The organism is Mesorhizobium sp. C264A, from assembly GCF_040324515.1.
GTDB lineage: Bacteria > Pseudomonadota > Alphaproteobacteria > Rhizobiales > Rhizobiaceae > Mesorhizobium.
In genome coordinates this window covers 1,346,931-1,359,722 of record NZ_JAMYVY010000002.1, presented here as the reverse complement: position 1 = coordinate 1,359,722, position 12,792 = coordinate 1,346,931, and the positions used below count along the sequence as shown (strand labels likewise).

The following is a 12,792-nucleotide window of genomic DNA, read 5'->3' as shown; positions in this document are numbered from 1 at the left end:
GGGCTAAAGCCCGGCCGGATCAGAGGCGTGAGGCCCGGCCGATCTTGCGCCATCGGGGGTTTTCGCGAACCGGTTTCAGGTCGTCGGTCGTCTCGGCAAATGTCCGCAACCGGTATTGCCGGAGCAGGTCCGGGAAGAGCGCCCCTTCCGGCAGGCCGGCAAGCTGCTCGCGGACCGAGATCTTTTCATCGATGACCCGCATGCCCCAGGCATTTTCCCGAACCTGCAGCTCGGCGGCCAGATCGCGCTCTTCTGGCGCGTGTTCATCCAGCGCAGCCAGCAGGATCGAGTGGAAAAGCGCGACATAGCCAATCTGTCTCAGGCCGCCCACAACCCGCACGCGCGGCAATATGGCAAGGGCAAGGAACATCAGGAACAAGTCCGGCAAAAGCATGCCGTCCAGCAGTGCCTGCTGGAGATGCGGCCGCTCGAACGGGATGGAAAGACCATGCGGCCTGTCAGGCTCGATCAGCCGCCCGTTCTTGAGGACGAGCTTGCGCACGCGCTGCTCGCGGATGCCCCAGAAATAGGCCGTGGCATTGGGCAGGAACCTGCCAAATGGGCCCGATGCGGCTTCTTGCAAGGCATGGTCGAGACGCCGGCGCCTTGGGGGCTTGAGGAGCAGCCTGGAAAGAAGACTGCCTTCATCTTCCAGATGCCGCGCCACGACAGTCGCGGCCAGCCTATCATCGACGAAAACCGGCCGGGCCATGCCGGAACGATCCCAATCGGCGACCAGATCCTCGTTGAGTTCTGTCAGCGCATCGGCGGCTGTTGCAAATACCTTGCCCTGGCTGGCAAGCAGCGTGCCCAGCCAGCTTCTGGCATCCGTCTCATTGCCCACCGTTTCGAGCGCGCGCCCGTTGAGGGTAACGGGACCGGCCGCGCAGGCGCTTTTGCGGCACAGTTTGTGGCGCCCCATGCCAAACAAATTGACCTTGTCGTCGCCGACATCGAGCCATCCCGGCCCCTCCCGGCCGGTTGTCTCCATGGTCATCGTCGTTCCCATGAAGCCGAAAAAAGCCGACAGCCCGTTTTCGACCGCGCCGAGCCAGGCAAGCAGCAGGGCATCGAAGGTGATGCGATCCATCAGAAGCAGGCAGTGCAGGCCGGACTGGATAACCGGTCTGTGGTCGAATTCGTCGAGGGCCTTGTCGATCGCTTCGGGCTGCATGATCGCACCGAGGCGCTGCTGCAGGACGTCGCGCAGGATCGAGCGGGCAGCGATCGACGGGGCCGATCCAGGCCTTGCCACCGGCCGCCACAGATGGCGGGCATAATCGGAAACCGGCGCATTCCAGTTCTGCTCGATGTCACGCACGACCTCCGGGCAGAGCAGCGACAGCACAGCCAAAATGTCCACCGGAGGCGCAGGGGCAGGGACGGCGGTCATCAGAACCGCAGCCGGGCCATGCTCAGGAGGTCGTGGTACTGCCCGTCGGTAAAACCGGCCTTCACATGCCGTCCCTCGACCCCGAAGCCGTGGCTTGTGTAGAGACGGATGGCCGGTTCGTTGTCGGCATAGACAGTCAACTCGACCCGCTTCAGGGCGCGCCAGTTGTCGGCCACGTCAAGCAGCGCGCCAAGGATGGCAGAGCCGATGCCTCTGCCGACAAAGCCATCGTCAAGGCCGATATTGATCTCGCCGATATGCGAGCGGCGCGGCGAACCCTGCGCGACCAGGCTGCCATGGCCGACAACCTTGCCGTCCAGCTCCGCAACGATCCAGGTGGTTTCCGGGCCGGACTTGGCGATGCGCCGCTCCACCTGCTCCACCATCTCGAACGGCATCCTGAGCGTGCCCCAGCGGAACCCCGGCATATTGAAGATAGCGCACAGCGCCTCGGCATCGCTTGGCCGGACGGCCCGGAGCTGCGGCTGGATTTTCTCGGATAAGGAGGTCGTGCTGGTCATGGCTTTCCCGCCTAACGCAATTCCAGGAAAAGTGTGAGCGGTTTTCCGTCCGGAATTGCGTCAGAACAAAGCGACAGAGGCAATATGCCCGGCACGATGCACCGGACGTCACCTGAAAATCCAGCCGTCTCTGCGACCTATGCCGATTGCGCGGCAAAATGCCGGGGGGCGGCGTAGAGTTTGAGGATACCGCTGATGCCGATCCAGCCGAAAAGGGCGAGCCAGCACAATGTCCCGGCCGCCGTCCAGTCGATCCGGTGCACGGCAGCGTCGGTGATGAAGAGGCCAAGAACAGCAAGCAGGCCAACCAGAAACTGCGCCAGGCCGAGCACCAGCAATTCCTCACGCGGTGCACTTCTCCAGACGAGATAGGTGCCGCCGGCGCCGGCGAGGAAGATGGCGCTGTAGACCTGGGCGTGAAAAGCATCGATCGGCCATGGCCAGAAGCCACCGAATGTCAGGGGAAACAGCAACAGGCCGACGCCGTAGAGCCCCAGGACTGCCATTTCCGCCGGTAGGTAGGCGCGCCATGCGGAGTTCAAGATCACGCCTTTTGCAGAAGGGCGAGCCCTTGCCAGCCACAGGAACAGCCCGGATACCGCGGCTGACGCAAGATAGACCAGAAACCAGAGCCAGGGGGCTTTGCGCTCGAAGTTGAAATAGCCAAGGTTGATGAACGAAGCCGCCGACACGATGACGGTGAAGATGAAGGCCATGACCAGCACGAGCCTGCCGGGCGACCAGCGATTCCAGACCAGCAGCGCCGCCATCACTGCCATTTCGGCGGTGTAGAAGCCGCCGAGGAAGCGGGCATTGAACGGCGTGACGGCCCAGGGCCAGCGCGGCTTGACCAGCGCGGGCGCGAAAAACAGGCCGGCCCCGACGATCAGGACGATGATGACCCCCGCCGAGAAAAGGCGCAGGGCCGCCGGAAACGGCGGGTTGTCGCGTGTCGGCATGGAGAAAACCCCAGAGATGAATGCCCCATGGGCTATCATAGTTTGGAATTCAACAAATGGAAATTGACCTGTCACCAGGCTTGTCCATTCGAATGGCCGTACGGTCCATTTCGCAGTATGATGGAGCGTTCGGGTCGAAGATCGGTCCGGCCAACACGCCTAGAGCCGGATGATTTCAGGTCTGTCCGACCTGAAATCTGAATCCGCCTCTGAATCAGGAAATAGAGCATGATGTCGTCCGAAAACCGCTTCACACTTTTCGGCATCATGCCCTAACGGCGCAATTTCCGGAGCCTGCACGATGACCGAAGCTCAGGATCTGTTCTCGCTTCTGCGGCAATCGACCGATGTCGATCCGCAGGCAATCGACGCAATCCGGCAAACCATCGCCGAGGGCAAGGACCGCGAACTTTGCCGCATCAATGCGCTGGCCTTCGCCAGCAAGCATGGCCTCGACGAGGAACGCACCATAAGCGCCTTTCTCCATGCGGCGCGGGTGGGCATCTTCGACATTTCCTGGAATGTTCTGTGCCCCGGCTGTGGCGGCGTGCTCGACACCAACGCCACGCTGAAAACCATGCAGAAGGACGAATACACCTGCGCGCTGTGCTCCCAGGGCTATTCGCCGACACTCGACGAGATGGTCGAGGTGACATTCACCGTCAGTCCCCGTGTGCGCAGGATTGCCGCCCACAATCCACACGAACTGCCGTTGGTGGAATATTACCGCCAGATCTACTGGGCGTCCGGGGCCGATCTGCCGGACGAGGATCTGGCGGAAAAGATGGAAGCGTTCTCGCTGGAAGATATCGAGCTTGCGCCCGGTGAAAAGGCGGTTCTGCACATCCAGCTTCCGCCCCAATTTATCATCGTCTTCGAGCCGGTCACGCATTCGGCCCAGTTCATCGACGCGAAGGGCGAACCGGCAAAAGAGCGGCGAAACCTCTCTCTGGCCTTCGACCGCGACCATGTCCAGAGCCAGACGCTGGAGATGCAGCCCGGCCCATTGCGCATTTCGCTGGAAAACAGGACCGACACGCGCGTGCTGCCGACGGTCTTCATCGCCTGCCCGGTATTGCATGATTTCCTGGGCAAGCGCCGGCCCTTCGTGACCGCCAAGCGCCTGCTCACCAACCAGACGTTCCGGGATCTCTATCGCACGGATACGCTCGACATCAACCAGCGCCTGAAGATCACCAGCCTGACCTTCCTGTTCACCGATCTGCGCGGATCGACCGAGCTTTACGAGCGGGTGGGCGATCTTTCAGCCTTCGATCTCGTGCGCGAGCATTTCCAGGTTCTGCACGAGATCGTCGCGGCGGAGGCAGGCGCGGTTGTGAAGACGATCGGCGATGCGGTGATGGCGACCTTCGCGACGCCTGACCGTGCGATTGCCGCGGCGCTGCGGATGCGCGACGCCATGCGGGCGCTCAATGACAAAAGCGGGCGCGAGGACCTTCTGCTCAAGATCGGTGTTCATGCCGGCCCCTGCATAGCCGTGTCCATGAACGAGCGGCAGGATTATTTCGGCCAGACGGTCAACATTGCTTCGCGGGTCCAGAACCTCGCCAACGCACAGGCGATCTTCGCCACGCGTGCGGTGGTCGACGATAATCTCACCGCCGATCTGTTGCACAGGAACGCGCTGACGCCCGTGCCGCACGAGGTCTCGCTGCGCGGCATCGAGCGGGAGATTGCGGTTTATACGATCCCCTGAAGAGTTCTCTACCGCTCACACGCGCTTGCAGAGGAAATAACGGTCGGCGGGCTCCGAAGTGGGCGCCGGGAGGTGTTGCAGCAGCGGGTGATCGAGCGGCGTGCCACTGACCGCGAAGCCGCCGACGCGAAGCAGGCTCGCAATCAGATCGGGAAGCCAGGTAGCGGTCACTGCATCGCGATCGTCATAGCCGGTGCCAATGTCGGCATGAACAAGGGCGGCTTCGATGCCAATGAACTTGCGGCCCGTCTCGCGTATTTCGCCGAGCACGAGGTTTTCAGCTTCGGGAATTGAGCTAGTGTGCGCGCCAACTTCGCGGTCGAACACCACGATCCGGCGCCCGGGCAGAAGCTCGCGCAGATGGTGGAATGTCCGGCCATTGCCGAGGCCGAGCTCAAGCACAAGCCCCTCCATCTTCGCCACCTCGGGGCAGATTCGATTGAGAATGTCGCGCTGCGCGGTCATCCTGCTGATGAAATTATCGAGGCGACTCATATGCGATTGTGTGTCCTGAACCAGCAGCCCCGATCGAGGCTTGCTGCATATAAAGGCGAACGACGAACCCTGCAATAACGCAACCGGCCGCCGACAAGCGTCATACCGGGTGGAGTGTTCGGCAGGCCTCGCGGTGGAACAGCGATATCACTTGTAGGGGTCTGCGGCGTCCCGCAAGCCGTCGCCGAGGAAGTTGAACGCCATGATAACGAGGATGACCGGCAGCATCGGCAAAAGCAGCCATGGATAGAACGCGATCACGCTGACGCTGCGCGCCTCGGTGAGCAGGATGCCCCAGCTGGTTATCGGCGCCCTCAGGCCGAGCCCGAGGAAGCTCAGCGCCGTTTCGCCCAGGATCATGCCAGGGATGGAGAGCGTCGCCGTCGCGATCAGATGCGACATGAAGCCGGGAATGAGATGCCGCCTGATGATGCGGCTGCTTCCGGCGCCCATCAATTGCGCCGCCAGAACGTAATCCTCCTCGCGCAAGGCCAGAAGCTTTGAACGCACGGCGCGCGCCAGTCCGGTCCAGTCGAGCAGCCCGAGGATGACGGTGATGCCGAAATAGATCAGGATCGGACTCCACGTTATCGGCATGATCGCCGCCAGGGCCAGCCATAGCGGAATGCTGGGAATCGATTGCAGGACTTCGATTATCCGTTGGACGATCAAGTCGAAGATACCGCCGTGATAGCCGGCCAGTCCGCCGATGACGATGCCGAGCAGGAAGCTGAAACTGATGCCGACGAGGCCGATAGTCAGTGAAATGCGTGCGCCATAGATCATGCGCGAGAGCACGTCGCGCCCCAGCCTGTCGGTGCCGGCCAGAAACAGCTGCCCGTTTTCGGCAGGACAGACAAAATGCCTGTCACCTTCGATCAGGCCCCAGAACCGATAAGTGTCGCCCTGGCAGAAGAAACGGAGCCGCTGAACGTCGTCGTGGTTCTCGATGTAGTTCCGCTTGAGCGTGTCCATATCCAGCGTCATCTGGCGGCCATAGACGAACGGCCCGACGAACTCGCCATTGTGGAACAGGTGCACGTGCTGCGGCGGCGCATAGATGTAGTCCATGTTGCGCGAGTGCAGATTGTAGGGCGCCAGGAACTCGCAGATAAGTATCCCGGAATACAGCACTGCCAGGAATATGCCGGATATAAGCGCAAGCCGGTGTTTGCGGAATTTCCACCACATCAGCCGCAACTGCGATGCCTGAAAGACCTTCGATTGCTCCGGCGTCATCGCCTCGACCGACTGCAGGTCGAAGGGCGCGCCGGAAATGTAGTGTTGCAGTGGAGCACCCGGAGCGGGCAGCGGCGAGTCCTGCTTCATTTGGTGCTGCCACCCTGCAAACGAATTCGTGGATCAAGCAGCGCCAGCGCCAGGTCGGAAATCAGCACGCCGATGACCGTAAGGAAGGCGAGGAACATCAGGAATGACCCAGCCAGATACATATCCTGGCTTTGCAGCGCCTTGATCAGCATCGGCCCGGTCGTTTCCAATGACAGAACGATAGCCGTGATTTCGGCGCCGGAAATGATGGCAGGCAGGATCGAGCCGATGTCGGAAATGAAGAAATTGAGCGCCATGCGCAGCGGATATTTGACCAGCGCCTTGAACGGATGCAGGCCCTTGGCGCGCGCCGTAACGACATATTGCTTGTGCAGTTCGTCGAGCAGATTGGCGCGCAGCCGCCGGATCATGCTCGCCGTGCCGCCGGTGCCGATGATCAGGACCGGGATCCAGAGATGGGCGAGGATCGACTTCGCCTTGGCCCAGCTCATCGGCTCGCCGAGATATTGCTGGTCCATGAGGTGGCCGATGGACGTGCCGAACCAGATGTTGGCGAAATACATCAGGATCAGCGCCAGCATGAAATTCGGAATGGCAAGGCCGAGAAGGCCGAAGAAAGTCAGGCCGTAGTCGCCCCAGCTGTATTGATGCGTGGCGGAGTACATGCCGATCGGAAAGGCGATGAGCCAGGTGAAGATGATCGTGACGAAGGAAACCAGCACGGTCAGCCACATTCGGTCGCCGACGACGTCGCGAACCGGCAGCTCATATTCGAAGGAATAGCCGAAATCGCCGTGCAGCATCCCGCCCACCCAGTAGAAGTAGCGAATGACCGGCGGCTGGTCGAAACCATATTCCTTGCGCATCATCTGGATGCGGTCGGAATCCACCGCTTCGCCCTGGGCCCGAAGCTCAGCGACATAGCTGTCGAAATAGTCGCCCGGTGGAAGTTCGATGATGGTGAACACCAGCGCCGATATGACCAGCAGCGTTGGAACCATCACGGCGATGCGCCAGACAAGATATCGAAGCACGCTCAGGAGCCTCCAAGCCAGAATGTGTCCAGCAAATAGACACCGAAATAGGAGGTCGGGTCGTAGCCGTAGAGTGCTTTGTCAGGCAGGTTGCGCAGCCGCGAGGATACCAGAATCGGCTGAAGTGTTTCGTTCACCGTACCGATAGAGAACACCTGATCGGTGTAGATCGACAGCATCGAATTCCAGATTTCGGCGCGCTCGCTGGATTGGGTCGATCCGTTCCAGCGCTTGAGCAAAGCCATCAACTCGACCACTTCAGGAACATCGGGCGCCTCACCCATCTTGCCATGCGACAGATAGTAAGCGCCCCAGAGCGGCCATTGCAGCTGGTCGTCGATGGTGGGGGCCAGCTGGTATGGATTCATGTCGGCGGTCGGCACGCCATTGTCGATGCCCGACGACATCGACATCAGGATCTGGCCGCCAAGCGCGCGGCTGCGGAAGATGTCGCGCTGCGAAGTCCGGATGAACAAAGCGATGCCGATCTTGCGCCAGTGATCGGTGATGAGTTCGAGCGCATCGGTTTCCAGCGTGCTTTCGCCGGCTGTTTCCACGATGATCTGCGCCGGGCGTCCATCGGGAAGTAGCCGCAGGCCGTCATCGTCACGGGCCTGAAGCCCGACCTCGTCAAGCAGCGCATTGGCCTGGTCGGGATCGTGGGCGATCCAGGCTTTCGCGAATTCCGGCCGGTAGAGCGGGCTCTCCGGCAAGACCGTGTCGGCGCTTTCCTGCGCCAATCCGTAGAAGACGGCCATGTTGATCTCGCGACGGTCGACAGCGAGCGAAAGGGCGCGTCGCACGCGCACGTCACGCAAAAGGCCGCGCCACACCGGGTCGGCACAATTCAGATTTGGCATGAGCGCCAGCCGCGAACCCTGTGTGCGTTTCCACAGATGCATCTTCACCGGGTAGCGCTTCTCCGCGTCCTTCAGGAAGGAGTAATCGCTGAAGTCGATTCCCATGCATTGCAGGTCGCTCTCGCCCGCACCGGTCTTGGCGGAGATGATCGCCGACGAGCTGACATTCATGATGATCCGGTCGACATAGGGCAGTTGCCGGCCGTTCTCGTCTGTTCGATGAAAGAACGGGTTGCGCTCGAAGATGAACTGCTCGGCCGGCGGCTTGGTCCGGTTCTGCCAGGGGTCGAGTGTCGGCAGATCCGGGTTCTCCGGGCGATACTGCCGCGACATGCGGATGTGCAGCAGCGTCCATTTTGCGGTCCGGTTCTCCTTCATCAGGCCGGCGAGCCGGAATGGATCCTGATATTTCTTGTGGAACTGCTTGAGATAGGCGGCTGGCAAAACAAGCGGTGTCGGCGAAGCAGCGGCAAGTTTGGGCAGGAAGTCGGGATTGGGCGCGTCCCAACTGTAGCGGACCGTCAACGGATCGACGATCTCGAAACGTGGCGGCTTGCCGTCCGCCAGCAGGGCAGGGGCGAGCCCCCCTTGCGAAAGCTCATCGTTCAGCCAGACATCTTCCCAGCAATAACGAAAATCCTCCGGCGTCAGCAGGCTGCCGTCTGACCATTTATGGCCTTCCCGAATCTTGAACGTGAAGACGCGATCGTCCTTCACGTCGAAACTTTCGAGAATGTCGGCCTGAAAGTTAAGCTTCTCGTCATAGCCGACCAGCCGGGAATACCCGTAGATCGTCATCATCCGGATATCTTTCTGGCTGCCGATGATCGTACGCAGCGTGCCGCCATACTGGCCGGGCTGCCGGCCCATCGCGGCGAGGTTCAACGCGCGCGGGCTCTTGGGCAGGCGCTCCGCGAGTGGCGGCAGAGCCCTGGCTTTCAGCTGCGGCTGAAGAAAATCCGGCTCCAGATCGCCGGCGCGCGCCGTGCCCGGCAGAAATGCCGAAGCCATGAGACCAAGGACAGTGCGGCGGCTGATCAATGGCGTAACTCGCTGACATCGGCCGAACGTCGGGCCAGGACGAGGTGGCCGCCGCCAAGATCGAGCGGCGACAGCATATCCTCTTCGCCCTCGTCGCGGAATTGCGGGCCCCATGCGCTGGTGTCGGAAGCGCCGCCGAGCTTCAGCGTCTTGAAATCCATGGGCCGGTCGAGATCGGGGAAAGGGACTGCGGCGAGCAGTGAGCGCGTGTAGGGGTGGATCGGTTTCCTGAGCAGAATTTCGCGCGGCGCAAGCTCGACGATACGCCCGCCGCACATCACCGCGATGCGGTCCGCCATGTAGTCCACCACCGCCAGATTGTGGGATATGAACAGGTAGGTCAGGCCCAGTTCCTTCTGCAGGTCCTTCAGAAGGTTCAGGATCTGCGCCTGCACGGAGACATCGAGCGCCGAAACCGGCTCGTCGCAGATCAGCAGTTCAGGCCCCAGCGCCAAGGCGCGCGCGATGCCGATACGCTGACGCTGCCCGCCGGAGAAGCTGTGGGGATAGCGCTGGATGAAGCGCGGATCGAGCCCGATTGCCTGCATCAGGCTCTTGACCGTGGCTAGCCGGGACGCAGCATTGCCACGTTGATGGATTTCCAGCGGCTCGCTCAAGATGTTTTCCACTGTCATGCGTGGCGAAAGTGACGAAACCGGATCCTGGAAGACCATCTGGAGTTTCGCGCGCAGCAAGCGCAGGGCGTCTCCCTCGGCTTCCAGGACGTCGATCGGTCCGTCGCGGCCGTTGAAGATCACGGAGCCGCCGGTAGGGGTGACGGCCCGCATCAGGATCTTGCTGACGGTGGTTTTGCCGCAACCGCTTTCGCCAACCAGGCCCAGGCACTCACCTCGCCTGATGTCGAAGCTGACGCCGTCCACGGCGCGAACAGAGGTCTGATGGCTCCCGCTGAACCATCCGGAGTTGCGGATGGTGTAGACCTTTTTCAGATCCCTGACCGACAGCAGAATGTCGTCCGGCCCTTTCGCTTCCGGCGCCGTCTGCTTGCCCAGCAGGGTCCCGACATTCACCGGCACCTCGCGGAGCGCCTTCAGCCTTTCACCAGGCTTCAGGTCGAAATGCGGAACGGCTGCCATCAGGCCCTTCAGGTAAGGGTGGCCTGGCCGGCGGAATATTGCCTCCACAGGCCCGGCTTCCATGATCTCGCCATGGTACATGACGACCACCTCGTCGGCGACATTGGCGACCACGCCGAGGTCGTGTGTGATCAGCAGCATTGCCATGTTGAGCTTGGTCTGGAGCCCGCGCAGCAATTGCAGGATTTGCGCCTGGATGGTGACATCCAACGCCGTCGTCGGCTCGTCGGCGATCAACAGAGCGGGCCGGCAGATAAGCGCCATGGCGATCATGGCGCGTTGCCGCAATCCTCCCGAAAGTTCGAACGGATACATGTCGTAGGCGCGCTTGGGATTGGGAAACCCGACGAGGCCGAGCATTTCCTCGGTCCGTGCCTTGCGCTCCGTCCGATCCATGTGCGTATGAATCTGTAGGGATTCGCTGACCTGGTTGCCGATCGTGTGCAGCGGCGACAGCGATGTCATCGGCTCCTGAAAGATCTTGCCGATGCGGCTGCCTCTCAACGCCCGGATTTCGGGTCCGTCTCGCGGCATCTGCAGGATATCCTGCGTCGTGCCGGGCTTTTTGGGATCGGAAAACAGGATACGGCCGCGAACATGGGCCGTGTTCGGCAAGATGCCCATCACGGCCTGGCTGAGAACCGATTTTCCGGAACCGGACTCACCGACAAGTGCGGTGACCTTGCCGGGCAGGACGCGAAGATTTGCCCGCCTGACGGCATGCAACGGTCCCCCGACAATGGCAAAAGAGATGCCAACATCCTCGATCCGCAGCAGATCAACGCCTGCATCCATTCCCACACCAGCCCCAATCTGGCGCCTCCCGACCGGCCCCAAAAAGCAAGACTAGCGCATTGTCAGCGCAGAGCAACTTGGATTCGAAACGAATTCCCCGGCGACCGGCGGCCGGACAGCATACCAGGGCGTCCAGATCGGATGGTGGTGACTACTGGAGCTTCCTCCGGTCGCCCGCCGACAGCCGCGCGGCATCGCGATGAAGCAGCATGACCTGCTCGGCGTCCGATATCCGATCGTGAAACGGCTGCAGCGCAGCGTCTTCATCGAGTGCGAGAGCACCCGACAGATCGGGTGAAAGCACCGTCAGCTTCTGCTTGCTGCCCGCCAGTTCCTCCTCGCCGAGCGTCAGCCAGCTGTTGGCCCCGCAATAGCCGGCGAAGTCCTTGCTGGCGAGAACGCTGTGCGGATATTTCTTGGTCAGGGTCTGGAGACGCTGGACCTCGTTTACAGCCGAGCCGAAGACCGAGAATGTGAGTCGGTCGGTAAGCCCGACATTGCCGAACATCACATTGCCGACATGCAGGCCGATACCAAATTTTATGTCGCCCAGTCCTTGCTCTTTTCTGCGCAGATTGAGCTCCATCATGCGCATGCTGGCCTTGTGCGCAGCCGCAAGAGCAGCCTGGCAGGCGATCTCTGACTGCGCCCGGTGCCTTTCGCAGGGGTAGACGGCAATGAATCCATCCCCCAGGAAACTCATGATCTGCCCGCCTTTGCGATTGAAAGGTGCTGCGATGGCATCGAAAAACTGGTTCAGCGTATCGATATAGACTTCGCGGCCGGAGGTTTCGGCGAGCCTTGTCGACCCGCGCATATCGCCCATCACCAGCGCGGCCCGGATTGTGTCGCCCTCGCCGCGCTTGATCTGGCCGTCCAGCACGCGCCTGCCGGCGTCACCGCCGAGATACGTGGTCATCATGTTGTCGGCGAGCTTGGTGAGCACCGCCATCTTGCTTGCTATAGCGAGATGGTTCTGGATCCGCAGCAGCGCCGAAATCATGCTGTCGCTGAAGCCTGAAGCACTGTCGGTGGACCAGGACCCCAACATGCCCTGACTTGTATCGCCGTTGAAGGGATGGACGAAAGCCATGTAATCGGTGACGCCCATAAGCCTGAGCTCATCGAAAACAGGAAACTCCGACCGCACCGACGGGTCGAGCCGGCGCCGCAGATGATCGAGCTTGTTGCTGAGCAGATGGTAGTATGGGCTGGTCAGGAATCTGTCGGAATGGACGCCGTTCTCACTCCGGAAGCCTTCCACTTCCAGGCCTTGGCCGCGAATCCAGGTGAAACCGAGCGCGTCATAAAGCGGATGCAGCATCGAAAAGCTCAAATGCACCCGCTTCAGCGGCAGGCCGGCAGCAGCCAGCCGTTCACAAAAACCCTTGACCAATGTTTCCAGGTCGTCGCCCGCCAGCGCCGACTGGGTCAGCCAATCGGCAACCTTATCCATGAGAATGTTGGAAATTTCTGCTTGCGCTGTGCTCATGCTATCTCGAAACCCGTCGAAGACGAGCCATCTCCTTTGATCCGCAAAATTCTCGAAGTCAATGAAGCCGGCTTCGGGGGCAGAAGCCGGCGAAGAAT

10 protein-coding genes are annotated in these 12,792 nt (G+C 61.2%); 1 reads left to right on the top strand and 9 read right to left on the bottom strand.

The annotated features are described in order from the left end of the window. Positions 1–19: 19 nt before the first annotated feature. From NKL04_RS25680 to NKL04_RS25670, 3 genes are all read right to left on the bottom strand, one after another. Positions 20–1,363: a hypothetical protein gene (locus tag NKL04_RS25680; protein WP_352724566.1), complete on the bottom strand. Its 1,344-nt coding sequence runs from the start codon at positions 1,361–1,363 to the stop codon at positions 20–22. Positions 1,364–1,392: 29 nt separating this feature from the next. Further along, positions 1,393–1,914, bottom strand: a complete 522-nt coding sequence (locus tag NKL04_RS25675) for a GNAT family N-acetyltransferase (RefSeq protein ID WP_023702559.1) — start codon at positions 1,912–1,914, stop codon at positions 1,393–1,395. A gap of 137 nt (positions 1,915–2,051) precedes the next feature. Then, a complete protein-coding gene (locus tag NKL04_RS25670) occupies positions 2,052–2,873 on the bottom strand; it encodes a hypothetical protein (protein ID WP_023702558.1) in 822 nt (273 codons plus the stop codon). 301 nt (positions 2,874–3,174) lie between these two features. Between NKL04_RS25670 and NKL04_RS25665 the strand changes: the two genes are divergently transcribed. After that, positions 3,175–4,590 carry an adenylate/guanylate cyclase domain-containing protein gene (locus tag NKL04_RS25665; RefSeq protein ID WP_023685078.1) on the top strand — a complete coding sequence of 472 codons (1,416 nt, stop codon included), beginning with the start codon at positions 3,175–3,177 and terminating at the stop codon, positions 4,588–4,590. A gap of 15 nt (positions 4,591–4,605) precedes the next feature. On the opposite strand, the gene NKL04_RS25660 is transcribed toward NKL04_RS25665, so the two are convergent. From NKL04_RS25660 to NKL04_RS25635, 6 genes are all read right to left on the bottom strand, one after another. Next, positions 4,606–5,085 (bottom strand): class I SAM-dependent methyltransferase, encoded by a 480-nt coding sequence (locus NKL04_RS25660; protein WP_023672134.1) that lies wholly within the window; start codon positions 5,083–5,085, stop codon positions 4,606–4,608. A 147-nt stretch (positions 5,086–5,232) separates the two neighbouring features. Continuing rightward, positions 5,233–6,414, bottom strand: a complete 1,182-nt coding sequence (locus tag NKL04_RS25655; RefSeq protein WP_023702557.1) for an ABC transporter permease — start codon at positions 6,412–6,414, stop codon at positions 5,233–5,235. Then, positions 6,411–7,409 carry an ABC transporter permease gene (locus NKL04_RS25650; RefSeq protein ID WP_023672136.1) on the bottom strand — a complete coding sequence of 333 codons (999 nt, stop codon included), beginning with the start codon at positions 7,407–7,409 and terminating at the stop codon, positions 6,411–6,413. Before NKL04_RS25650 ends, NKL04_RS25655 begins: the two co-directional genes overlap by 4 nt. Positions 7,410–7,411: 2 nt before the next feature. Beyond that, positions 7,412–9,310 (bottom strand): ABC transporter substrate-binding protein, encoded by a 1,899-nt coding sequence (locus NKL04_RS25645; protein ID WP_031209754.1) that lies wholly within the window; start codon positions 9,308–9,310, stop codon positions 7,412–7,414. Further along, entirely contained in the window at positions 9,307–11,202 is a 1,896-nt protein-coding gene (locus NKL04_RS25640) for an ABC transporter ATP-binding protein (protein WP_023672138.1), read from the bottom strand. The genes NKL04_RS25645 and NKL04_RS25640 overlap by 4 nt, the downstream gene beginning before the upstream one ends. Positions 11,203–11,353: 151 nt before the next feature. Beyond that, positions 11,354–12,694 (bottom strand): adenylate/guanylate cyclase domain-containing protein, encoded by a 1,341-nt coding sequence (locus NKL04_RS25635; RefSeq protein WP_023672139.1) that lies wholly within the window; start codon positions 12,692–12,694, stop codon positions 11,354–11,356. Positions 12,695–12,792 lie beyond the last annotated feature (98 nt).